General features: G+C 69.1%; 22 protein-coding genes. 10 read left to right on the forward strand and 12 right to left on the reverse strand.

Translation table 11 applies throughout. The features are described from left to right. The first annotated feature begins 3 nt into the window (after positions 1 to 3). Both G7043_RS13835 and G7043_RS13840 read left to right on the forward strand, forming a co-directional pair. Complete coding sequence (locus G7043_RS13835; RefSeq protein ID WP_313887857.1) at positions 4 to 966, forward strand: GlxA family transcriptional regulator; 963 nt, start codon at positions 4 to 6, stop codon at positions 964 to 966. Further along, positions 966 to 1586, forward strand: a complete 621-nt coding sequence (locus G7043_RS13840) for a DJ-1/PfpI family protein (protein WP_166046010.1) — start codon at positions 966 to 968, stop codon at positions 1584 to 1586. Before G7043_RS13835 ends, G7043_RS13840 begins: the two co-directional genes overlap by 1 nt. Here the strand turns inward: G7043_RS13840 and G7043_RS13845 are convergent. Then, on the reverse strand, positions 1572 to 2216 hold the full coding sequence (locus G7043_RS13845) for a response regulator (RefSeq protein ID WP_166046011.1): 645 nt from the start codon (positions 2214 to 2216) through the stop codon (positions 1572 to 1574). The genes G7043_RS13840 and G7043_RS13845 overlap by 15 nt on opposite strands. 166 nt (positions 2217 to 2382) lie before the next feature. On the opposite strand from G7043_RS13845, the gene G7043_RS13850 reads away from it, so the two are divergent. Next, positions 2383 to 3564: an RNA-guided endonuclease InsQ/TnpB family protein gene (locus G7043_RS13850; protein ID WP_313887858.1), complete on the forward strand. Its 1182-nt coding sequence runs from the start codon at positions 2383 to 2385 to the stop codon at positions 3562 to 3564. Between the two features lie 29 nt (positions 3565 to 3593). On the opposite strand, the gene G7043_RS13855 is transcribed toward G7043_RS13850, so the two are convergent. Further along, positions 3594 to 4643, reverse strand: a complete 1050-nt coding sequence (locus tag G7043_RS13855) for a sensor histidine kinase (protein ID WP_166046013.1) — start codon at positions 4641 to 4643, stop codon at positions 3594 to 3596. 98 nt (positions 4644 to 4741) lie between these two features. Here G7043_RS13855 and G7043_RS13860 point away from each other — a divergent pair, with 98 nt between their 5' ends. Next, positions 4742 to 5602, forward strand: coding sequence for an ABC transporter ATP-binding protein (locus G7043_RS13860; RefSeq protein WP_166046014.1), 861 nt, complete (start codon positions 4742 to 4744; stop codon positions 5600 to 5602). Next, positions 5602 to 6417 (forward strand): ABC transporter permease subunit, encoded by an 816-nt coding sequence (locus G7043_RS13865; protein WP_166046015.1) that lies wholly within the window; start codon positions 5602 to 5604, stop codon positions 6415 to 6417. Before G7043_RS13860 ends, G7043_RS13865 begins: the two co-directional genes overlap by 1 nt. A 326-nt stretch (positions 6418 to 6743) precedes the next feature. On the opposite strand, the gene G7043_RS13870 is transcribed toward G7043_RS13865, so the two are convergent. The 4 genes from G7043_RS13870 to G7043_RS13885 are packed head-to-tail and all read right to left on the reverse strand — an operon-like array spanning position 6744 to position 9650. Then, entirely contained in the window at positions 6744 to 7787 is a 1044-nt protein-coding gene (locus G7043_RS13870) for a molybdopterin-dependent oxidoreductase (protein WP_313887859.1), read from the reverse strand. Then, complete coding sequence (locus tag G7043_RS13875) at positions 7784 to 8383, reverse strand: class I SAM-dependent methyltransferase (protein ID WP_166046016.1); 600 nt, start codon at positions 8381 to 8383, stop codon at positions 7784 to 7786. The genes G7043_RS13870 and G7043_RS13875 overlap by 4 nt, the downstream gene beginning before the upstream one ends. Further along, entirely contained in the window at positions 8380 to 9015 is a 636-nt protein-coding gene (locus G7043_RS13880; RefSeq protein WP_166046017.1) for a TIGR04282 family arsenosugar biosynthesis glycosyltransferase, read from the reverse strand. The genes G7043_RS13875 and G7043_RS13880 overlap by 4 nt, the downstream gene beginning before the upstream one ends. Then, positions 9012 to 9650, reverse strand: a complete 639-nt coding sequence (locus G7043_RS13885; RefSeq protein ID WP_166046018.1) for a glycosyltransferase family 2 protein — start codon at positions 9648 to 9650, stop codon at positions 9012 to 9014. Before G7043_RS13885 ends, G7043_RS13880 begins: the two co-directional genes overlap by 4 nt. A gap of 121 nt (positions 9651 to 9771) precedes the next feature. Between G7043_RS13885 and G7043_RS13890 the strand changes: the two genes are divergently transcribed. Further along, complete coding sequence (locus G7043_RS13890; protein WP_313887860.1) at positions 9772 to 10938, forward strand: hypothetical protein; 1167 nt, start codon at positions 9772 to 9774, stop codon at positions 10936 to 10938. Here the strand turns inward: G7043_RS13890 and G7043_RS13895 are convergent. The 4 genes from G7043_RS13895 to G7043_RS13910 form a co-directional block, all read right to left on the reverse strand. Beyond that, on the reverse strand, positions 10925 to 11965 hold the full coding sequence (locus tag G7043_RS13895) for an NAD-dependent epimerase/dehydratase family protein (protein ID WP_166046020.1): 1041 nt from the start codon (positions 11963 to 11965) through the stop codon (positions 10925 to 10927). The two genes, G7043_RS13890 and G7043_RS13895, sit on opposite strands and share 14 nt — an antisense overlap. A gap of 52 nt (positions 11966 to 12017) precedes the next feature. Next, positions 12018 to 13334 carry a HAMP domain-containing sensor histidine kinase gene (locus G7043_RS13900; RefSeq protein ID WP_166046021.1) on the reverse strand — a complete coding sequence of 439 codons (1317 nt, stop codon included), beginning with the start codon at positions 13332 to 13334 and terminating at the stop codon, positions 12018 to 12020. Then, a complete protein-coding gene (locus G7043_RS13905; RefSeq protein WP_166046022.1) occupies positions 13331 to 14002 on the reverse strand; it encodes a response regulator transcription factor in 672 nt (223 codons plus the stop codon). The genes G7043_RS13900 and G7043_RS13905 overlap by 4 nt, the downstream gene beginning before the upstream one ends. Positions 14003 to 14084: 82 nt before the next feature. Further along, positions 14085 to 15251, reverse strand: a complete 1167-nt coding sequence (locus G7043_RS13910) for a beta-1,3-glucanase family protein (protein WP_166046023.1) — start codon at positions 15249 to 15251, stop codon at positions 14085 to 14087. Positions 15252 to 15338: 87 nt separating this feature from the next. On the opposite strand from G7043_RS13910, the gene G7043_RS13915 reads away from it, so the two are divergent. The 4 genes from G7043_RS13915 (at position 15339) to G7043_RS13930 (ending at position 18416) form a co-directional block, all read left to right on the forward strand. Next, positions 15339 to 16310, forward strand: coding sequence for an alcohol dehydrogenase catalytic domain-containing protein (locus tag G7043_RS13915; protein WP_166046024.1), 972 nt, complete (start codon positions 15339 to 15341; stop codon positions 16308 to 16310). Between the two features lie 30 nt (positions 16311 to 16340). Next, positions 16341 to 17273: a LysR family transcriptional regulator gene (locus G7043_RS13920; protein ID WP_207311136.1), complete on the forward strand. Its 933-nt coding sequence runs from the start codon at positions 16341 to 16343 to the stop codon at positions 17271 to 17273. Between the two features lie 107 nt (positions 17274 to 17380). After that, complete coding sequence (locus tag G7043_RS13925; RefSeq protein ID WP_166046026.1) at positions 17381 to 18082, forward strand: SDR family NAD(P)-dependent oxidoreductase; 702 nt, start codon at positions 17381 to 17383, stop codon at positions 18080 to 18082. A 1-nt stretch (position 18083) separates the two neighbouring features. Then, on the forward strand, positions 18084 to 18416 hold the full coding sequence (locus G7043_RS13930) for an SgcJ/EcaC family oxidoreductase (RefSeq protein WP_166046027.1): 333 nt from the start codon (positions 18084 to 18086) through the stop codon (positions 18414 to 18416). A 1-nt stretch (position 18417) separates the two neighbouring features. On the opposite strand, the gene G7043_RS13935 is transcribed toward G7043_RS13930, so the two are convergent. Together G7043_RS13935 and G7043_RS13940 are read right to left on the reverse strand one after the other, a co-directional pair. Continuing rightward, a complete protein-coding gene (locus tag G7043_RS13935) occupies positions 18418 to 20757 on the reverse strand; it encodes a glycoside hydrolase family 65 protein (RefSeq protein WP_166046028.1) in 2340 nt (779 codons plus the stop codon). After that, positions 20754 to 21431, reverse strand: coding sequence for an HAD family hydrolase (locus G7043_RS13940; RefSeq protein ID WP_166046029.1), 678 nt, complete (start codon positions 21429 to 21431; stop codon positions 20754 to 20756). Before G7043_RS13940 ends, G7043_RS13935 begins: the two co-directional genes overlap by 4 nt. Between the last annotated feature and the right edge of the window lie 4 nt (positions 21432 to 21435).

Consider the following 21435-nt stretch of genomic DNA (forward strand, 5'->3'; position numbering starts at 1 on the left):
GGTGTGGGGAATCTGAGGGAAATAGTGGTGGTCGGTTACGACCGCACCGCGTTGCTGGATCTGGCGGGACCGATCGAGGTGTTCCAGGCAGCGAACCACCGCGAACCGAGGTACCAGGTCACGGTCGCGTCGCTCGGGGGAGAACCGTTCACGGCGACCGCGGGGGTGCGGATCGAGGCGAGCGAGGACCTCTGCACGCTGGACCGCCCGATCGACACGCTGCTCGTGGTCGGCGGCTGGGGGTACGACGAGGCCGCGGCGGATCCGATGCTCACGACGAACCTGCGGCGGCTCGCGGCGAAGTCGCGGCGGGTCGCGGGCGTGTGCACGGGGGCCGTGGTGCTGGCCGGCGCGGGGCTGCTCGAAGGGCGGCGCGCCACGACGCACTGGGCGTTCACCGGTGAGCTGGAGAACCGGGGTGTCGAGGTGGAGCCGGACGCGATCTTCGTGTGCGACGGGCAGGTGTCCACGTCCGCAGGGGTGACGGCGGGCATCGACCTGTCGCTGGCCATGGTCGAGCAGGACCACGGGCCCGCGGTGGCCCGCCGGATCGCGCAGTACCTGGTCGTGTTCCTGCAACGGTCGGGCGGCCAATCGCAGTTCAGCGTGCACACCCGCACGCGTCCGGTGTCGGACGGCTCGCTGCGGGCGTTGCTCGACGACATCCACGCCGACCCGACCCGTGAGTGGACGGTGCCGGTGATGGCACGAAAGGCGATGATGAGCGTGCGGCACTTCGCCCGCGTCTTCTCGCGCAACGTGGGCGTCTCGCCCGCTGTCTACGTCGAACGAGCCCGCGTGGAGGCCGCCGCCGACCGGCTGGCTTCGAGCGGTGACTCGTTGGACGTCGTCGCCCGCTCCAGCGGTTTCGGCTCGGCCGAGACCCTGCGCCGGGCCTTCCTGCGCGTGCTCGGCGTGTCGCCGGGCAGCTACCGCGCCCGTTTCCGGACAACTGGGGTTGCCTGATGGAAGCCACATTCGTGCTCTACCCGAACATGACCGCTCTGGACTTCGTCGGCCCGTACGAGGTCCTCGGCTCGGTGCCGATCGTCTCGACGCGGTTCGTCGCCGCTTCTTTGGACCCGGTGAAGTCCGACAACGGGCTTTCGGTGGTGCCGACCGACACCTTCGCGTCGCTGAAGTCGACGGACATCGTCGTGGTGCCGGGGTCCGGGCACTGGCGTGAGTTGCTGAAGGACTCCGGCGGCGTCGTCGAGTGGCTGCGGGAGGTGCACCCGACGACGAAGTGGACGACCTCGGTCTGCACCGGGTCGACGCTGCTCGCGGAGGCCGGGCTGGTCTCGAAGGCGACGACGCACTGGGCCGCGCGCGAGGACCTGTCGGTTCGTGGGGTGGAGGTTTCCACAGATCGGGTGGTGTTCGACGGGAAGGTCGTGAGCGGCGCGGGCGTGTCGGCGGGCATCGACATGGCGTTGCGGCTGGTCGAGGCCGAGTTCGGAGAGATGGTGGCGCAGGCGGTGCAGGTCGGCATCGAGTACGACCCGCAGCCGCCGCGCGCCTACGACTCGATCCCGCCGGAGATCGCGCAGGGCCTCAAGGCCGCGTTCGAGTCACGTCAGGCCTGACTGGACGGCGAACACGACGAGCTGGGCGCGATCGCGTGCGCCCAGCTTCACCATCGCCCGCGACACGTGCGTGCGCACGGTCGCGGGCGAGATCACCAACCGAGCCGCGATCTCGTCGTTGGACGCGCCGGACGCCACGTGCCGCATGATCTCCCGCTCGCGTTCGGTCAGCTTGTCCAGGTGCGGCACGGGCCGGGCCGACGCGCCGGACGCGAACCGGTCGATCACCCGGCGCGTGACGGACGGCGAGAGCAGCGAACCCCCGTCGGCCACCACGTGCACGGCGCGCAGCAGGTCGGTGGGGTCGGAGTCCTTCACGAGGAACCCGGACGCGCCCGTGCGCAGCGCCTCGAACACGTACTCGTCGAGGTCGAAGGTCGTGAGCATGACGATCTTCACCTCGGCGCACGCGGGGTCGGCCGATACCCGGCGCAGGACTTCCAGGCCGTCCAGCAGCGGCATGCGGATGTCCAGGAACACCACGTCCGGCTTCACCGACTGGATCAGCGACAGCGCCTCGCGACCGTCGGCGGCCTCGCCGGCGAGCTGGACGCCGTCCTCGGTCTCGATCAACGTCCGCAGTCCCATCCGGACCAGCGGCTGGTCGTCGGCCACCACCACGCGAATCATCTGAAGTCCTCCGAGGAGACCCTGTCCTTCAGGACGGGGAGGAATCGGGCCCTGCGGAGCAGGGTAGGCAGGAGTAGTTGTTTCGTTGCCAGAGCGAAGCTGCGTCTGTCACCCAGCTGCATTGGGGTCCACAGTGGACTGATAGTATGGTGATGTGGGTGGGCAGGTGAAGCGGGCGTTCAAGTTCCGCTTCTATCCGACCGAGGCGCAGGCTGTGGAGCTGTCGCGCACGTTCGGGTGTGTCCGCAAGGTGTACAACCTGGCGTTGCAGGCTCGCTCGGAGGCGTGGACGCAGCGTGGGGAACGGGTCGACTACGAGGCCACGTCGGCGTTGCTGACCGCGTGGAAGCGCACCGAGGAACTCGCGTTCCTGGGTGAGGTGTCGGCGGTGCCGTTGCAGCAGGGGTTGCGGCATCTGCAGGCGGCCTTCGGCAACTTCTTCGCTAAGCGCGCCCGGTTTCCGCGGTTCAAGTCGCGGAAGAGATCGCGTGCTTCGGCGGAGTACACGCGGTCGGCGTTCCGCTGGCGGGACGGCACGTTGACATTGGCGAAGATGGCCGCGCCGCTGGACATCCGCTGGTCGCGGTCCCTGCCGGACGGGGTGGCGCCCTCGACGGTTACCGTGTCGCGGGACGCGGCCGGGCGCTGGTTCGTGTCGCTGCTGTGTGAGGATCCGAGCGTGGCGCCGTTGCCCGTCACGGATGCGGTGGTGGGGATCGATGTCGGTCTCGATCACCTGCTGGTGCTGTCGACCGGGGAGAAGATCGCCAACCCACGGCACGAGCGGCGGGACCGGGAACGCCTGGTCAAGGCGCAGCGGGCGTTGTGCCGTAAGCAGAAGGGCAGTAGCAACCGGGACAAAGCTCGCGTCAAGGTCGCCCGTGTGCACGCACGGATGGCCGACCGGCGTACTGACCACCTGCACAAGATCACTACTCGGCTCGTGCGCGATAACCAAACGCTCGTGATCGAGGATCTGGCCGTGTCGAACATGGTCGGCAACCACTGCCTGGCCCGCGCGATCGGTGATGCGGGCTGGCGGCAGTGCCGGCAGATGCTGGAGTACAAGGCACGGTGGTTCGGGCGGGAAGTGATCGCGGTGGATCGCTGGTTCCCGTCGTCCAAGCTGTGCTCGGTCTGCGGCGCGCTCGCGGCGGAGATGCCGCTGCAGGTACGCGCGTGGACCTGTGGCTGTGGCGCGACCCTTGACCGGGACGTGAACGCGGCACGCAACATTCTGGCCGCCGGGCTGGCGGTCACAGTCTGTGGAGCCGGTGTAAGACCTCAACGGAACACTCCGGGCGGGCAGTCGGTGACGAAGCAGAAAAACCTCCGGCGCGAGCCGTAGGAATCCCCCTCGTTCACGAGGGGGAGAAGTCAAGACGGCAAAGGTATCCGGGCGATCACCGCGAAGCCGTGCGATCCGTCGACCTCCAGCGTGCCGCCCAGAGCTTCGGCTCGTGAGCGCATGCCGGTGATGCCGTGGCCCTCGGTGAACGTGCTCGGCGTGCCGGTGTCGGTCACGTGCACGACGAGCTCGTCGTGCACGGCGTAGACGCGCACGGACGCGGTGACGCCGGGGGAGGAGTGGCGCAGGACGTTGGTCAGCGACTCCTGCACGATCCGGTACACGGCGAGCTGGTGGGCGTCGGGCAGCTCCACCTCGTCGACGTCGACCGACACCTCGAGTCCGGCCTCGCGCATCCGCGTCGCCAAGGCCGGGATGTCGGCCAGCGAGATCGTTGGGGTCAAAGGAGCCGATCCGCGCAGAGTGTCCAGTTCGGACCGAAGTCCGTCGAGCGCTTCCTTCGACGTGTCGCGGATCGCCTCCAGTGAGGCACGCGCTTTCGCCGGATCCTTGTCCAGCACGTACAGCGCGACCCCGGCCTGCATGGCGATCACTGAAAGCCCGTGGCCGACGACGTCGTGGACCTCCTGGGCGAGCCGCAGCCGTTCGGAGATCACGGCGCGCTCCCGTACGTCCACAACGGACCGGCGGCGCAGCCTCATCAGCACGCCGGCCGCGACGGGCAGCAGGATCCAGCCCGCGGACCAGGTGATCCACGACGTCACCGTGTCGTTCCACCACGGCAGGATCGCCAGCGCGTACAGCAGAGCGCAGCCGACCGCCAGTTCGATGCTCGCGTACGTCGCCACCGCGTACATCGCCGCGACACCGCTCACCAGGATCGGGCCGAACGGGTAGCCGAAAGCCAGGTAGACCACGATCGGGACGGTGGTGATCGCGACCGTCCACAGCGGACGGACCGAGCGGAGCAGCAGGCCCGCGGCCGCGACCGTGATGAGCAGGTAGGCGAGGACGTCGAGGGCTTCCGCGCCCTGCAGGCGTGCGGCGAACCGCGTCCCGGCGAGTCCGAAGAACAGCAGCGCCACGGTCAGCGCCACGTCCTGCCATTTGATCCGCATGCCGCTGACCATACGACCGGGGACGTACGCAGATGTGCGTATCTTCATGACGCTCCGGAGCGGACGACCCGAAGCGCTCGCGGGACCACTGTTGAGCCATGATCGTGACGACGGAGAAGCTGACGAAGCGCTACGGCGACCGCGCCGTGGTAGACGAGGTCAGTCTGTCCGTGCGGCGGGGCGAGGTCTACGGGTTCCTCGGTCCCAACGGCGCGGGCAAGACGACCACGATCCGCATGCTGCTGGGGCTCGTGCAGCCGACCAGTGGCTCAGCCCGGGTCCTCGGTGAGGCGCCGGGCACCCCCAAGGCGTTGCTCAAGGTCGGGTCGCTGATCGAAGGGCCGGGTTTCTACCCGTACCTGTCCGGCCGCGACAACCTGCGCGTGCACGCTCACCGCAGGGGAGTCGACAGGACGCACGTCGAGGCCGCGTTGGAGCAAGTGGACCTCGTGGGCGCCGCCAACGAGAAGTTCCGCCGGTACTCGCTCGGCATGAAGCAACGGCTCGGCGTGGCCGCGGCCCTGCTCGGACAGCCCGAGCTGCTGATCCTGGACGAGCCGACCAACGGCCTCGACCCGGCGGGCATGGCCGACATGCGCGACCTGGTGCGGGCGCTGGCGGCGCAGGGGCAGACCGTGCTGCTGTCGAGCCACCTGCTCGGCGAGGTCGAGGAGATCTGCGACCGGGTCGGCGTGATCTCGCAGGGCAGGTTGGTCGCCGAGAGCACGGTCGAGCAGTTGCGGGGCGACACCGTGCTGCTGATTCGCGCGGATCCGATCGAGAAGGCACACGTGCTGATCGAGGGCAGCGAGTTGCGCGGCGATGTGCTGCACGTGCGGGAGACGGACGCGGGGGCGTTGATCCGGACGCTGGTGCACGCCGACGTGGACGTGCGGGAAGTTCGGCCGCTGCGCCGGACGTTGGAAGAGGTCTTCTTCGAGATGACGGGAGTGGCGTGATGGGCAGCGTCAAGGCGGAGCTGCTGCGGCTCTGGAAGTGGCCGGCGACGTGGGTGCTGATCGGCGTGTGGCTGGTGATGTCGCTGACGTTCGGCTACCTGTTTAACTACCTCGCGCTGAACGGCGGCACCAACACGCGTGACCTCTCGCAGCAGCAGCTGATCAGCTCGATGCAGCCGGAGAACGTGGGCGCGGCGGTCGTGCGCGGGCTGCCGATGTTCGGTGGCGCGATCATCCTGGTGCTGGCGGCGCTGGCGGTCGGCAGCGGATACGGCTGGGGCACCTGGAAGACGACGCTGACCGCCGGTCCGCGGCGCGTCTCGGCGATGGCCGGCACGGTGGGCGCGCTGGCCGTCATCGTGGTCGTCCTGGTGGCGTTGACGTTCCTGGTCGACCTGGGGGCGGCCATCACGGTGGCGTCGCTGGAGGGCTGGGACTGGAGCCTGCCGGGTACCGCTGTCGTGGAGCCGCTGGCCGCGTCACTGCTGATCGCCGCCATGTGGACGGGGTTCGGGGTGTTCCTCGGCATCGTCACCAAGGGGCCCGCGCTGGCGGTCGGGCTCGGGCTGATGTGGGCGATCGTGACCGAGAACCTGTTGCGGGGCGTGGGAGCCCTCCTCGGGCCGGTCGAGTCGCTGACCAAGGTGCTGCCCGGTGGTTCGGCCGGCAACCTCGCCGGTGCCGTCGGCGGATCGGGTGCGCCCGGCGTGCTGAACGACCTGGGCGGCACGACTGCCGCGTTGTTCCTCGTCGGGTACGTGGTGTTCTTCCTCGGCACGGCGACGCTGCTGAAGGTGCGCCGCGACCTCGTATAGGGCGACGCCCGCCCAGATCAGGCCCAGCACGACCGCGACTCCGGTGGGGTAGTCGCGGTCGTGCAGTCCTGGGTTGACCGGGCCGCTGTGCTCCCGCCACAGCAACGGAACCGCGAGGAGGGCCACGATTCCCGTGGTGACCAGTCCGATGCCGATCGACGCGCGTGTGACGACGAGCCCGGACGCTCCGACCAGTGGAGCGATCAGGAGGTCGTGGAGGAGGACGCCTCCGCCGAACCAGGCCAGCAGTTCGACGGTGATCTGGGGGAGCAGCAGCCACGCGCCCCACGCGGTCAGTCCCACGCCGGCGATGCCGAGCAGGATTCTCATCGGACCTCCAGCGACGTGACCCACTTCGTCTGCAGCACACCCGGACGGTTCGGTGCGATGAGCCGGCACGGATAGCCGTGGTCGGGGGTGAGTTCCTCGCCGTTGAGCTTCAACGCCAGCAGGGTGAGCGGGTCCTGCGCGAACGCTTCGGGCAGCGTGGTGGCCCGGTAGAGGCCGTCGCGTTCCAGCGACTCGACCCTGACGTCGCCCTTGTGGACCAGATCGGCGACTCTCACACCGGTCCAGGTCGCGTTCTGGCTCCAGCCCTCGACACACGCGATCGGCAGTTCGACGGTGGTCTGCGGCATGGCTTGGAGTTCTTCCAACGAGTAGCTCTTCGGTCCGGCTTTCAGACGCCAGTCCGGTGGCACCACGATGTTCGCGGCCTTCGCCGTGCGGTTGACCGGTAGTGCTCCCGGTGACCGCCAGGCCAGCACCGAGATGTCGCGCAGCCACGGGACCGTGACGCCCGCCGTGGTGACGATCGCGACCCCCGTCGTCAACGCGGTCGTGCGCAGGAAAGCCCGGCGGGACAGGACGGTTCGTTCTTCGGACGGTGGTTCGAGGGTGCGTCGGACGACCGGGATCTTCACCGCGATGTGGATCAGCAGGGCGCCGATCGCGAGGTACGCGACCGCGTAGTGGGCGGTGGGGAAGTAGAACGACCACGGGTAGTTCTGGGCCGCGTTGAACAGCCCGGTCACCAGCTCGAAGAACGACGCCGCGACCAGCACGAGGATCGAGCCGCGTTCCAGCGCGTGCGGCACGTTCCGGACGAGCGGGCGTTCGAACAGCTTCGGGTAGACGCTCCACAACTTGGCCAGCAGCAACGGGATCGACGCGACCCCGGAGATCACGTGCACCCCCTGTGTGACCCGGTAGAGGTCGACCGGACGGGTCGGCCACGGCCAGTCGTGCTGCACGCCGTGGCTGAGCAGTCCGGTGACGAAGCACAGCCCGAACGTGATGCCGAGCCACGTGCCGACCCGGCTGGTCACGCCGATGTGGTGGGCGGGGGCTTTGAACGTCGGTGGTTTCACAGCCTCTCCCAGCAGGCGAACCGGCGGCCGGCGCGTTCTCGTTGCCAGAGCAGGAAGAACCCGTCGGCTTTCAGGGACTCCGCGTCGCTCCAGGCCCACGGGAACCACTGGCCCTCGGTCCCTTCGGTGCGCACCCGTGCCTGGCCGGTGGTCAGGCCGGAACCCGGCTGCTCGACCTCGACGACGACGGTTCCGCTGGGGCGGAGGAGCTGGTGTGCGCGGCGCAGGAGTGCGGCCGGGTCGCCGCCGATGCCGATGTTGCCGTCGGCGAGCAGCACGTGGTGCCAGCGTCCCTCGCCGGGCAGCGGGTCGAACACGTCGCGGCGCAGTGCGATGCCGCCTCGGGCCGTGGTCCGTCGGATGGCTTCCGGGGAGACGTCGACGCCCAGAGCCTGGACGTTGCGGGCCAGGAGGGCGGCGACCAGGCGTCCGGGGCCGCAGCCGACGTCGAGGGTGGGGCCGGTGCAGGCGTCGAGGAGGACGGAGTCGCCGCCGGCGGCGTCGGCCTGCCAGCGGGCGACACTCAGCTCGCGCGGGGTGGCACCGGACAGGTCGAGCCAGCTCGGGTTGCCACGAAGGGCTTGGTCGAACATCATCGGGGCACCGCCGCGACGTCGGCGAGAGCTGTGGCGAACCGGGTGCGCGGTGCTTGAGCCACCACCGCACGGGCGTCCACCATCGTGTCCACATCGGACAGGATCGGCAGCGTCCGCACCTTCAGGCCCTGCAGCGCGTCGAGCGTCCGCGTCCCCGTGTCCGCGCGGGACATCGGCACGTCCCGCAGCACCGAAGCGCGCGAGGGATCCCGCAGCCCGAGCGCCCACCAGCCGCCGTCGAGCGCGAACCCGAGCGCCGCCTCCTCGAACTCGGCGCACGACTCCAGCAGCGCGGGTGTCACCTGCGGGGTGTCCATCCCGATCTGCAGCACCGGCATCCCGAACCGCGCGATGTCGGCGTGCGCGTGCACCAGGCGTTCGGCGAACGTCCAACCGCGCTGCGGGATCACCACGCACTCGGCCAGGGCGTCCCGCACGTCCTCGCGCCGCACCACCCCGGCCAGCGCGACCACGGGCACGGCGCCGGGGGTCGAGAGCGCGGCGTCCAGGGTGTCGAGCAGTGAGGCCGCTGCCACGTCGGCGGCTTCCTCCAGCGAAAGAGGCGGGCAGAGACGGGTTTTCACCTGGCCGGGCACGGGTGACTTGGCCATGATCAGCAGGCAGAACCTCATCGCAGCACCCCCGCCATGTCCCGCGCCGCCCGCAGCGTGCCGCGGACCGAGCCGGACACCTTGGAACGCGTGCCGGCCGCGCGCGGGCCGTAGGTCACGTCGACCTCGCGCACCCGCCAACCCGCCGAAGCAGCGCGCACCAGCAGCTCGAGCGGATAGCCGAACGCGCGGTCCTGGACGTCCAGGGCCAGCAGGGCTTCCCGGCGACACACCCGCAGGGGTGCGATGTCGTGGACGTTCAGGCCACGGCGGCGCAGCAAACCGGAGATCACGGCGTTGCCCGCCCGTGCGTGCCACGGCCAGACGCCGGGCGAGACAGGCACCCGGCGGCCCACCACCAGGTCGGCGTCGGCGAGCAGGGCGGCCATTTCGGGCAGTTCGGCGAGGTCCAGTGAGCCGTCGGCGTCGGCGAAGGCGACGAGGTCCGAGGTAGCGGCCAGGAGGCCGGCGTGCACGGCGGCGCCGTAGCCGCGGCGGGGCTCGTGCACGACCAGCGCGCCGTGGGCCGAAGCAACCGCTGGAGAGCCGTCGGTCGAGCCGTTGTCCACGACTATCGCGCGGTGTCCGGGAGGCAGGGTGGCGAGAACGGCCGGCAGTGCGGCGGCCTCGTCCAGGCAGGGCAACACGACATCCATGCGTCCACCCTGGACCATCGGAAAGTCTTGTGGTGCTTAAGGAATTGTTACGCACGAAAGAGTTCTTACGGTTGTCTTGCGTGGTCGGCGGACGCCGCCGGAAGGCCCTAGGTTGGGCGCGGTGCGTCTAGTCATCGCCGGTCTGCTCGTCGCTGCCGCCGTCATCGTCGGGGTCGTCGTCAACGCCAACGATCCCCACGTCATCTTCGCCGCGGCGGCACCCCTTTTCGGCGACTGGCAGCCCCACCTCGGCCCCGGTACACCAGCAGCGATCCTCATCGCGTTCCTCGTCATCGCCAAGGGACCGGAGCTCGCACAGCACCGGTTCGCGTTGCCGATCGCCTATGCGACAGCAACGGCGTTCACCTTCAGCCTGGCGATGATCGACGGCTGGAGCCGGTTCGTCACCAGGCTGACGACCGAGGACGAGTACCTCCACGAGGTACCTCGAATCACCGACATCCCGGCCATGCTGCAGGGATTCGCCGCGCGCATCCCGGACTTCCAGCCGGACTCGTGGACCACGCACGTCTCCGGGCACCCGCCGGGCGCGCTGCTCACGTTCGTCGCGCTGGACCGCATCGGGCTCGGCGGGGGAGCGGCGGCGTCGATCTTCTGCGTGCTGGTCGGATCGCTCGCGGTCGTGGCCATCCCGCTGACCATCAAGAACAACGCGGTGCTGCCGTTCCTGGTGCTGTTCCCCGGAGCGGTGTGGGTCGGGGTGTCGGCGGACGGCATGTTCATGGGCGTCGCGGCGGTCGGGATCTACCTGCTCACCAGGTGGCCGCTGCTGGGTGGCGTCGTGCTGGGCTGGTGCCTGTTCTTGTCGTACGGACTCGTCCTGCTCGCCCCGCTGGCACTCGTCGCCGTCGGCAGAAAGGTCGGCTGGGCGCTCGCGGGCGCGCTGGCCGTGGTGGGAGCGTTCGCACTCGCCGGTTTCTGGTGGCTCGACGGCTACGAGCTCGTGAAACTCCGCTACTACCAGGGCATCGGCGACACCCGGCCGTACTGGTACTGGGTGTGGGCGAACCTCGCGGCGCTCGCGCTGGTGATCGGCCCGGCCGGGATCCGGGGTCTGCGGAGAGACAAGTGGGTCATCGCAGCAGCGGTTGCGATCCTGGCGGCCGACCTGTCGGGGCTGAGCAAGGCCGAGACCGAACGGATCTGGTTGTCGTTCGCGATCTGGTTGCTCGCCGGAACGGCGAAACTGGACAACCGGAGGAGGTGGCTCACCGCGCAGGCCGTCACGGCGCTGGCGGTGAACCACCTCGTGCTCACGAACTGGTGACCGGCTCCCGCTGCGCGGCGAAGGCGAACTCCCGCACGCCCTCGGTGAACCCCACCTGAGCCTCGAAACCCAGCACCTCCAACGCCTTCGCGGGCGACGCGACGACGTGCCGGACGTCGCCGGGCCGCGCCCCGCCCACGATCGCGGGCGTCGGACCGTCGCACGCCTCGGCCAGGGCGAAGGCCAGCTCACCGATCGTGTGCGGTGAGCCGGAACAGACGTTCACCGCCTCGAAGCCAGGCCGTGGTGAGGACAAGGCCAGCACGTTGGCCCGCGCCACGTCGGTGACGTGCACGAAGTCGCGCCGTTGCCGCCCGTCCTCCATCACGCTCGGGGGAACGCCGTTCCGCAGCGCCGACCGGAAGATCGACGCGACACCGGCGTACGGGGTGTCGCGCGGCATCCGCGGGCCGTAGACGTTGTGGTACCGCAACGCCCAGACGCTGCCGCCGGTCTGCCGGGCCCACGCCACGGCGAGGTGTTCCTGAGCCAGTTTCGTTGCGGCGTAAGTGCTGCGAGGCTCCAGCGGAGCGTCCTCAGGCACCAGCTCGGACACGACGAAGTCGCCGCAGAAGCAGCGAGGTTCGTACACGCCACGAGCGAGGTCATCGGCAGACCGTTCGGCACGCACGATTCCGTGTGACAGACAGCGGTAGCGCCCCTCGCCGTAGACGACCATCGAGGACGCCAGCACCAGCCGGGACACGCCGGCCCGGTACATCTCGGCCAGCAACACCGCCGTGCCGAGGTCGTTGTGCCGCGCGTAAGAAGGCGCGTCGAACGGATCCACGCCGTGGCCGACCATCGCGGCCTGGTGACATACTGCATCCACAGTGGACAGAAGAGGCCGCAGGACTTCGGGAGAAGTGACGTCGCCGACCACGAGTTCGTGGGTCAGCAGGGGAGCGGAGCCGTGTGCCTCGGGCAGCAACGCGTCGAGCAGGACGCACTCGTGGCCCTGTGCGGCCAGCTCGTCCGCGACGTGCGACCCGATGAACCCGGCCCCGCCGGTGATCAGTACTCGCATCCGTCGACCGTAGGACCATCCACCGCTCCGAGCGCCCTGAAGCGGTCGGCCGTCAGAACTCCGTAAGCTCCACGACGAACCGCGAGCCGTGCGGCGAGCGATCCTCCACCCACACCCGGCCGCCCAGTCGCAGCACGTGTTCGCGCACCAGCGCCAGCCCCAAGCCGCTGCCCGTGTCGTCACCCCGGCTGCCCGCCATGACGCCGCGCGCGAACCGTTCGAAGATCTGCTCCCGCAACGGCTCGGGCACCCCCGGCCCGGCGTCCTCCACCTCCAGCCGCACCCGCGAGCCGGAAACGCGCACCGCCACCAGCACCGCCCCGCCCGCATGGCGCTCGGCGTTGTCCAGCAGGTTGGTCAGCACCCGGTCGAGCCGCCGCCGGTCGCCGAGCACGACTGCGGGCTCGAGCGCAAGCGGAACCCCGGCACGGGTCGCGATCACGTTGCGCACCAACGCGTCCAGCGCGATCTCCTCCGGCGGTGGATCATCGGTCTGGTCCGCGCGGGAGATCTCCAGCAGGTCCACCACCATCCGCGCGAACCTGTCGACCTCCGAGGTCAGCAGTTCCAGCGCGGTCCCGGCGGTCCCCGGCAGGTGCTCGCGACGGCGGCGCAGGACCGCGCCCGCGTTCACCATCGTCGTCAACGGCGACCGCAGCTCGTGCGAGATGTCCGAGGCGAACCGGGCGTCCCGCAACGCCCGCTGCTCCAGCGCGTGCGCGGTCGAGTTGAACTTCGCGGCCAGCGCGGCCAGATCGGGGTCGTCCTGATCGGGCAGCCGGGCCCGGAGATCACCGCCGGCGATGCGCACCGCGGCGGAACTCAACTCCGCCAACGGTCGCAGCGCCCGCTTCGACGCCCACGAGCCCAGCGCCGCGCCGAGCAGTGCCGACCCGATCGTGCCGGCGATCAGCACCGCGCCGAGGAACCCGAACGTGCGATCCAGTTGCTGCAACGGGAACAGCTCCACGTAGACCGCGTTGCCCGCCACCGGGAGCGTCACGGCGATGACGGGCAGCCCGGCCACGGTGATCCGCGACCGGCCCGGCGGGTGTTCCACGAGGTCGGCGGGCAGCTGGGACGCCTCGACCTTGCGGCCCGCGTTCACCTGACCGTCCGGGCCGATCACCAGGATCGACGAGTCCGGCCCGGTGGTGAGCCCGGTCAGCAGCTCGTCCAAGCCCGGTGAGGACAGCGACTTCTCGACCAGCCGCACGTTGACCTCGGCCTGCCGGGTCGCGCTCGCCTCCCGTTGCCGCAGCATGTAACCGGAGGCGAGGTTCCAGGTCGCGAACGCCAGCACGCTCGTGACGACCAGCAGGCCGAAGCCGAACGAGAGGGTGATCCGGCAGCGCAGGGTGAGTCTCACGAGCGGATCCGATACCCGGTGCCGCGCACGGTGAGCAGCAACGCCGGATCGTCCGGGTTCGCCTCGATCTTGCGGCGCAGTCTCCTTATGTGCACGTCGAGCAGCCGAGTGTCACCAAAGTAGTCATATCCCCAAACCTTTTGCAGCAACTGTTCCCTGGTGACGATTCGGCCAGCCGCACCAGCGAGTTCCAGCAGCAGCCGGAATTCCGTTCTGGTCAGGTGAACGCGTTCACCCGCACGGTGTACGAGTCCTTCCTGCGGACGGATTTCCAGATCGCCGATCCGAACGGCTTCGCGACCGGGGCCACGCCGGCGCAACAACGCGCGGATGCGCGCGGCGAGAACGCTGGCCATCAACGGTTTCGTGACGTAGTCGTCCGCCCCGGCCTCCAGCCCGGCGATCATGTCACGGGCGTCGGTGCGCGCTGTCACCACGATTATCGGCAGGTCACCGCGTGCTCGGAGAGTCCGCACGACCTCCAGGCCGTCGATGCCGGGCAACGTCAGGTCGACCAGCACCACGTCGAACTGCTCCGTCTCCAAACGCCGAAATGCCTCTTCACCCGAAACCGCCTCGTCAACGGTGAAACCCTCATCGGACAAGGCGAGGCTCAAGGCCTGCCGGATTCGCTCGTCGTCTTCCACGAGCAGGACCCGTACGCACACAACGACTCCACTGTGTGAGAGCCGCGGCGACGGCGTCTCACACAGTGGAGTGAAAGTCGATCAAAAGCAAGAACGTTTCGGATCAGAATGCGGTTAGCGTGACTTTTGCCGAACGCGGGTTGGGTTCGTGGACAAGTGACTCGAACGCGCCGACGTCGTCGAAGGCGAACCCGTAGGCCTTCCCGTCCACCATGTTGGCGTGCACGATCTTCGAGAAGTGGTTCGTGGTCGCGCGGGTGTAGAACTCGCTTGCGTTGTACGTCGGCTGCGTGTGCAGGAAGCCGAGCGTCGACCGGTTGAGCGCGGCGCACAGCGACCGCGAGATCGCGCCGACGTCGTTGTTCGGTGCCGCGAGCCGGCCGTCGCAGTTGAGCACGTCCCGGGTGGACGGCTGCTGGAACGACGCGACCTGCTGGCCGGACGTGTTGGTGAAGTTGAGGACCCCGCCGCTGGTGCGGCCGGTGAACTTGCGGTTCGGCTCGTTCCGGTACGGCACCACCGTCAGCGGCGTGTTCTGGTACGTCGACCAGGTGCTGCTGACGTAGTTCGCGAAGTACGAGCCGGAGAACACGCCCGCGTCGAGGCCCTTGCTCGGGTTCAGCACGCGCAGCCGGGTGCCGTCTCCTCGCGTGTGGATCAGCCGCGCCCAGTCACCGCCGAGCTGCTGGTGCTGGTCGAAGACGCGGTTGCGGCCGTTGGACACCAGCTGGCCGGTCTTCTTCGTGGCACCGGCCTGCGAGGTCGTCTCGACCGCGTGGGGGACCGAGAACATGTCCACCTGCGAGCTGTTCAACCACAACCCGCCGCCGTTGTAGGTGAACTCGCTCCAGTCGAACAGGATGTCGCGGTTCGGGTCGCCCGGCGCCCACGGCGCGGGTTGCACCAGGCCGTTCGGCACCAGGGAGAACTTCAGCTTGTCCCGGAAGGACATGTAGAGCCGGCCGCCGGCCAGGTTGATCGGGATCTGCAGGGTCCGGCTGCCGCCGTTGCCGGGGCCGGGGATCGACACGTCCGGTGCCGGCGTCGGCGGGTTGCCGCCCCCGGACCAGGGGGTGAACTGACCACTGGCGTTGACGTACCCGAGCCGGCCGCCCATCTCGCCGAACACGTACAGGTGGACGGCGTCGCCGCGGCCCGAGTTGTTCGTGACGGTCAACGGGAGCAGGTTCGGTGGAGCCGCGTGTACAGGTGCAGACATCGTTGTCAGCCCAAGCAGGGCCGATGTCGCGAGCAGCAGGAGCTTGCGCATCGACTTATCTCCTCACTGAGACAGGGTTGTTCGTGAGAGCGCTCTCATACTCAGCGTGATCGTGTTGATGTGTCAAGAATGGTCTTCATGCGCGCACTGACGGTGGATCTTGCACGAGCCGGGTCCCTGACGTTGTCCGAACTGCCCGATCCTGAGCCCGGCCCGGACGAGCTGCTGGTGGAGGGGCTCGCGATCGGCATCTGCGGGACGGACCGGGAAATCGTGCGCGGTGAGTTCGGCGTCGGCCGAAGACTGGTGATCGGGCACGAGTCGCTGGGGCGGGTGATCAGCGGGCCGGGGTTCGCACCGGGGGATCTCGTCGCCGGAGTCGTCCGGCGGCCTGATCCGGTGCCGTGCCCGGCGTGTGCGCGCGGTGAGTTCGACATGTGCCTGAACGGGCAGTACACCGAGCGCGGGATCACCGATCTCGACGGCTACGGCTCGACGTTGTGGACGGTCCCGGCCGCGTATGCCGTCGGGGTCAGCTCTTCGACGGGTGTGCTCGTGGAGCCGGCCTCGGTGGTGGTCAAGGCGTGGGAGCGGCTGGACCGGCTGGCGTTGTTCGGGTTCGAGAGCGTGCTGGTGACCGGGGCGGGACCGATCGGGCTGCTGGCGGCGTTGATCGGGGTACAGCGCGGGCTCGACGTGCACGTGTTCGACCTGGCCGCGGACGGACCGAAGCCCGCGCTGGTGGAGTCGCTGGGCGCCACCTATCACCGGACGCTGCCGGACCACCGGATCGTGATCGAGGCGACCGGGGCGCCGTCGGTGGTCGCCCAGGTGCTCGGGCGGGACCTGGTGTGCCTGACCGGGGTGCCGTCCACTGAGGTCGTTCCGGTGGATCTCGGTCAGGTGAACCGGGATCTGGTGCTGCACAACGGAATCGTGTTCGGAACCGTCAACGCGAACGTGCGGCACTACCGGGAGGCCTCGGCCGTGCTGGACCGGGCGGACGACGCCTGGTTGCAGTCGATGATCACTCGGCGGGTTCCGCTGGAGTCCTATGCGGAGGCGTTCGAGACCCGGCCCGGTGACGTGAAGGTGGTGCTGGAGCTGTGATCGCGGCTGTGAGAGCCGCAGCCTCCTAGGATGCGGGACGTGGAACTGCGTCAACTCCGGTACTTCCTCGCGGTCGCCGAAGAGCTGCACTTCGGCCGGGCCGCGAGCCGTCTGCTGATTGCCGGGCCGTCGTTGTCGCAGCAGATCAAGGCGCTCGAACGCGATCTGGGCGTTCCGTTGTTCGCTCGTGACCGGCGCACGGTCGCGCTCACCGCCGCGGGCGCCGCACTGGTGCCCGAGGTGCGGGCGTTGCTCGAACGGGCCGAGGAGCTGCAACGGCACGCACGGCAGCTGTCCGGCTCACGGCCGGTGCGGATCGGGTACGTCAACTGGCTGCCGTCGGACCTCTCCGTACGCACGGCCGGTGTCGCGCAGCTCTACGTGGACGCGTGGGTCGTGCCGTCGCACCAACAGGCCGCACGGGTCGCCGACGGGAGCCTCGACCTGGCCGTGTGCTGGGTGCGCAACGACGACCTCGCCCAGTTGGGACTCACCGCGCGGCTGATCGGCGCGGACCGGCTCTACGCCGTGGCGGTCGGCACGGACACGAGTCCGGTGCGGGCCAAGGACATCGCGGTGCTGGTGGACGACGACGTCACGTCGTGGCAGTCGTGGAACGTCTACGCCGAGGAGTTCGCCCGCGACACGGGCGCCGTCGTGCGACGCATCCACAACGGTGCCATCACCGGGCCCGCGTTCTTCGACCACGTCCGGGTGTGCACGACGCCGGTGCTCAACTCGCCCAAGGGACAGACCACGCCGCTGCCGCCGGATCTGGTGCAGCGCCCGGTGATCGATCCCGAGGCGCTCTGGACGTGGTCGCTGGTCCGTCGCACCGACGAGGTCCGGGCGGACGTCATCGCCGCCGCGGAGGCGATCGCCCGCGACGTCGGTGATCTCGGGTTGGGGCGCGAGGGCGTCTGGCTGCCCGCGGACGACCCCTACCGTGCGCTGCGAGGCTGAGCCTCTCACGAAGGAGGAAACGGGTCGCAATTCCGCGAAATGAACTCGCGGGTGCGGGCCGTTGTGGCTGTCAGTTCCACTACTTCTCCTTCGAAAGCGAGTTGGAAATGAGCAGCAAGGTCGCCATCGTGACGGGTGCGTCGCAGGGAATCGGTGCGGCACTCGTCCCGGCCTATCGCAAGCTCGGCTATTCGGTGGTGGCGGTCTCCCGCTCCATCGATTCCTCGAACGACCCCGAGGTGCTCACGATCCGCGCTGATCTCTCGAAGCCCGGTGAGGGCGCGCGGGTCGTCGAGGAGACGCTGGCCCGGTTCGGCCGGGTCGACAGCCTCGTCAACAACGCGGGCATCTTCGTCGCCAAGCCGTTCACCGAGTACACCGACGAGGACTTCGCCGCCGTCACCGGCACGAACCTGGTCGGCTTCTTCGACATCACCCGCGCCGCCGTCGCGGCGATGGACACCACCGGCGGGCACGTGGTGAACGTGTCCACGAGCCTCGTCGACCACGCGTTGTCGGCGGTCCCGGCGGCGCTCGCGGTGCTGACCAAGGGCGGTCTGAACGCCGTCACGAAGTCGCTGGCGATCGAGTACGCGGCGCGGAACATCCGCTTCAACACGGTCGCGCTCGGCATCGTCCGCACGCCGATGCACGCCCCGGAGACCCACGACGCGCTGGCCGGACTGCACCCGGTCGGCCGCATCGGTGAGATCGACGAGGTCGTGGACGCGATCACCTTCCTGGAACAGGCCGGCTTCGTCACGGGCGAGATCCTGCACGTCGACGGCGGCCAGAGCGCGGGGCACTGACATGAGCGTCGAGAAGGTGCTGGACCGGTGGAAGGACGCCGTGGACGCGCACGATCCGCGGCGCGTGGCGTCGAACTTCACCGAGGACGCGATTTTCCAGGGGCTCAAGCCGTACGGGGTCGGGCGAGCGGCGATCGCCGCCTACTACGATTCCCAGCCGATCGGGTTGAGAGCCGAGTACAAGATTCTCGAAACCCGCGAGTTCGCTGATGATTTGACGCTCGGTCATGTGAACGTCGATTTCACGCGTCCCGACGGAACGGTGATCAACGTCCACCTGAGCGTGCTCGTGCGGGGAGACCTGATAGCGCACTACCAGGTCTCCCGGCTCTGAGTCAGTGCCTGCGCGGCTCCCGGCCGGACGGCGACTTCGGCCGTTCGAGCTCGGGAGCCTTCGGGATGGGCATGGTCACGGGCTGGTCCACCGTGATCGTGATCGGCTCGCCGTGGTGCTTCGTCCTGAGCTCGGTACCGTCCACGATCCGGTAGGTGGCCTCGGTCTCGCACACGTCGATCGCGATTCTCGTGCCCTGGAACGCCATCCGGAACGAGAACCGGGTCAGCGCGGCCGGCAGCCGTGGCGCGAAGGTCAGTTCGCCGCCGTGGTCGCGCATGCCGCCGAACCCGGCGACGAGCGCCATCCACGCTCCCGCGAGCGACGCCATGTGCAGGCCGTTGTCCACGTTGCTGTGCAGGTCGTGCAGGTCGGTGTAGACGGCCTCGATCAGGTAGTCGAACGCGAGGTCCAGGTGTCCGACCTCGGCCGCCAGCACCGCCTGCGTGCCCGCCGACAACGACGAGTCACGCACGGTCCGCGCCTCGTAGTAGGCGAAGTTGCGGGCCTTCTCCTCCGGCGTGAACACGTCACCGCGCACGTGCATCGCGAGCACGAGGTCCGCCTGCTTGATGACCTGACGGCGATACAGGTCGAAGTACGGGAAGTGCAGCAGCAGCGGGTACTTCTCCTCCGGTGTGTTCTCGAAGTCCCACTCCGCGTGCTTGGTGAAGTTGTCCGCCTGCGGATGCACCTGCAGCATCTCGTCGTACGGGATCGCCATCTCGTCGGCGGCCCTGCGCCACGTCGCGATCTCTTCCGCTGAAGCGTTCGCCTTGTCCGGGTGCCGTTCCGCGGCGTCGGCGGCGGCGCGCAGGTTCTGCTGGGCGATCAGGTTGGTGTAGACGTTGTTGTCCACGATCGCCGAGTACTCGTCCGGGCCGGTGACGCCGTCGATGCGGAACCCGTCGTGCCGGTCGTGGTGGCCGAGCGAGGCCCACAACCGTGCGGTCTCCACGAGGATCTCGGTGGCCTCGTCACGGTCGAAGCACTCGTCGTTGGTGGCGTTGAGGTACTGCTGGGTGGCGTAGGCGACGTCGCCCGAGACGTGGAACGCGGCCGTGCCCGCCGGCCAGTACGCACTGCATTCGGCGCCGTTGATCGAACGCCACGGGAACGCGGCACCCTTGAGCCCCAGCACCTTCGCGCGGTCGCGGGCTTTGTCCAATGTGGAGTGACGCCACCGCAGCGCGTCGCGGGCCGCGTCCGGCAGCGTGTAGGTGAGCACCGGCAGCACGAACATCTCGGTGTCCCAGAACGCGTGCCCGTCGTAACCGGGGCCGGTGAGACCTTTGCCGGGAATGGCCCGGGTCTCGCCGCGGGCCCCGGCCTGCAGGATGTGGAACAGGGCGAACCTGATCGCCTGCTGCAGCTCGTCGTCGCCCTCGATCTCGATGTCGGCGACCTGCCAGAAGTCGTCGAGGAAGTCCCGCTGCTCCTGGAGCAGCCCCTCCCAGCCGGTCTGGCAGGCACCGGCGAGCGCGGCCTCGACCTGGGCGCGAAGTGCTGGGGTGGAACGCTTTCCGGACCAGCCGTAGCCGAGGTACTTGGTGAGCTTGAGGCAGCTGCCCGCCCGGACGTCGACGGCCGCGGTGAACCGGGCCAGGTCGGCCTCGGCGCGGATCTCCGTGCGGAGGTCGTTGTACCGGTCGTGTTCGGGGCCGACGACCTCGATCTCGTGGTCCATCGCGGCGGCCATGCGCAGACCGGACGCCTTGGTGTGGTGGCACAGCACGGCCCGCGACTTCTCCGCCATCATGAACTCGTTGACCAGCGGGGCGTCCAGTGCCGCGGCGACGCGGGGATCGTTGGTGCGGTGGACGGTCGGCTCGTTCGCGAGCAGGTCGGACTGGACGACGAGCTGCAGGTCGTCCATTGGCTCGACCTCGTAGCGGATGGCGGCGACCGCGCGTTGGGTGAACGACACCAGCCGCTCGCTGCGGACGATCACGCGACGGCCGGTCGGCGACTCCCAGACCGTGCGGCGGCGCAACGTGCCGGAGCGGAAGTCGAGCGTTCGTTCGTGCTCGATCGCGTTGCCGTAGCGCATGTCCAGCGGCTCGTCCTCGACCAGCAACCGGATGATCTTGCCGTCGGTGACGTTGACGACGGTCTGACCGGCCTCGGGATAGCCGTAGCCCGCCTCCCCGTACGGCAGCTGGTGCTGTTCGTAGAACCCGTTGAGGTACGTGCCCGGCAGGCCGCGCGGTTCGCCCTCGTCGAGCGTGCCGCGGAACCCGATGTGGCCGTTGGACAGGGCGAACGTCGACTCGGTCCGGTGCAGCTGGTCCACCGCGAGGCCCTGCCAGCGCAGCTGCCACGGTTCGATCGTGTAGCTCATGACAGGAGCTCGTCGAGCTCGTTCACGACCACGTCGGCGCCATTGGTCTTGAGCGCTTCCGCCTGGTGGCCGCGATCCACCCCGACGACGAACCCGAAACCGCCGTCGTGGCCCGCTTTGACGCCCGCGAGCGCGTCCTCGTAGACCGCGGCGTGCTCCGGTGGCGTCTTGAGCCTTCTGGCGCCTTCCACGAACGAGTCCGGCGCCGGTTTGCCGTGCAGGTTCGACGCGGTGATGACGTTGCCGTCCACCAGTGCGTCGACGTAGTCCAGCAGGTTGCCCGCGCGCAGCACGCGCATGGCGTTGGCCGACGACGTGACGACGCCGATCGGCACGCCGGCCGCGCGGGCGGCCTGGAGGTAGCGGACGGAACCGGGGTAGGGCGTGATGCCCTCCTCGTCGATGATCTGGTTGACCAGGTCGTTCTTCTGGTCGCCGATGCGGCGGATCTCGTCCTCCGGCGGCGTGAGACCGCGTGAGGTGAGGAAGCTGCGCACGCCGTCGTAGCGCGGTTTGCCGTCCACGTAAGCGAGATAGTCCTGCTCGCTGAACGGCTGACCCATGCTCTCGAACGTCTGCTTCCACGCCTTGCGGTGCAGGACCGCGGTGCTGGTGAGCACACCGTCGAGGTCGAACAGCAACGCCGTGATCTTCTCCGGGATGCCGAGGCTCATGGTT

It is taken from the genome of Lentzea alba (genome assembly GCF_011067745.1).
GTDB lineage: Bacteria > Actinomycetota > Actinomycetes > Mycobacteriales > Pseudonocardiaceae > Lentzea > Lentzea alba.

Excerpts from the sequence above, each read along its gene's own strand:
- G7043_RS13840 (WP_166046010.1), top strand. The coding sequence starts at position 966 with ATGGAAGCCACATTCGTGCTCTACCCGAACATGACCGCTCTGGACTTC.
- G7043_RS13845 (WP_166046011.1), bottom strand. The coding sequence starts at position 2,216 with ATGATTCGCGTGGTGGTGGCCGACGACCAGCCGCTGGTCCGGATGGGA.
- G7043_RS13855 (WP_166046013.1), bottom strand. The coding sequence starts at position 4,643 with ATGCGGATCAAATGGCAGGACGTGGCGCTGACCGTGGCGCTGCTGTTC.
- G7043_RS13860 (WP_166046014.1), top strand. The coding sequence starts at position 4,742 with ATGATCGTGACGACGGAGAAGCTGACGAAGCGCTACGGCGACCGCGCC.
- G7043_RS13865 (WP_166046015.1), top strand. The coding sequence starts at position 5,602 with ATGGGCAGCGTCAAGGCGGAGCTGCTGCGGCTCTGGAAGTGGCCGGCG.
- G7043_RS13875 (WP_166046016.1), bottom strand. The coding sequence starts at position 8,383 with ATGATGTTCGACCAAGCCCTTCGTGGCAACCCGAGCTGGCTCGACCTG.
- G7043_RS13880 (WP_166046017.1), bottom strand. The coding sequence starts at position 9,015 with ATGAGGTTCTGCCTGCTGATCATGGCCAAGTCACCCGTGCCCGGCCAG.
- G7043_RS13885 (WP_166046018.1), bottom strand. The coding sequence starts at position 9,650 with ATGGATGTCGTGTTGCCCTGCCTGGACGAGGCCGCCGCACTGCCGGCC.
- G7043_RS13895 (WP_166046020.1), bottom strand. The coding sequence starts at position 11,965 with ATGCGAGTACTGATCACCGGCGGGGCCGGGTTCATCGGGTCGCACGTC.
- G7043_RS13910 (WP_166046023.1), bottom strand. The coding sequence starts at position 15,251 with ATGCGCAAGCTCCTGCTGCTCGCGACATCGGCCCTGCTTGGGCTGACA.
- G7043_RS13915 (WP_166046024.1), top strand. The coding sequence starts at position 15,339 with ATGCGCGCACTGACGGTGGATCTTGCACGAGCCGGGTCCCTGACGTTG.
- G7043_RS13920 (WP_207311136.1), top strand. The coding sequence starts at position 16,341 with ATGCGGGACGTGGAACTGCGTCAACTCCGGTACTTCCTCGCGGTCGCC.
- G7043_RS13925 (WP_166046026.1), top strand. The coding sequence starts at position 17,381 with ATGAGCAGCAAGGTCGCCATCGTGACGGGTGCGTCGCAGGGAATCGGT.
- G7043_RS13930 (WP_166046027.1), top strand. The coding sequence starts at position 18,084 with ATGAGCGTCGAGAAGGTGCTGGACCGGTGGAAGGACGCCGTGGACGCG.
- G7043_RS13935 (WP_166046028.1), bottom strand. The coding sequence starts at position 20,757 with ATGAGCTACACGATCGAACCGTGGCAGCTGCGCTGGCAGGGCCTCGCG.
- G7043_RS13940 (WP_166046029.1), bottom strand. The coding sequence starts at position 21,431 with ATGAGCCTCGGCATCCCGGAGAAGATCACGGCGTTGCTGTTCGACCTC.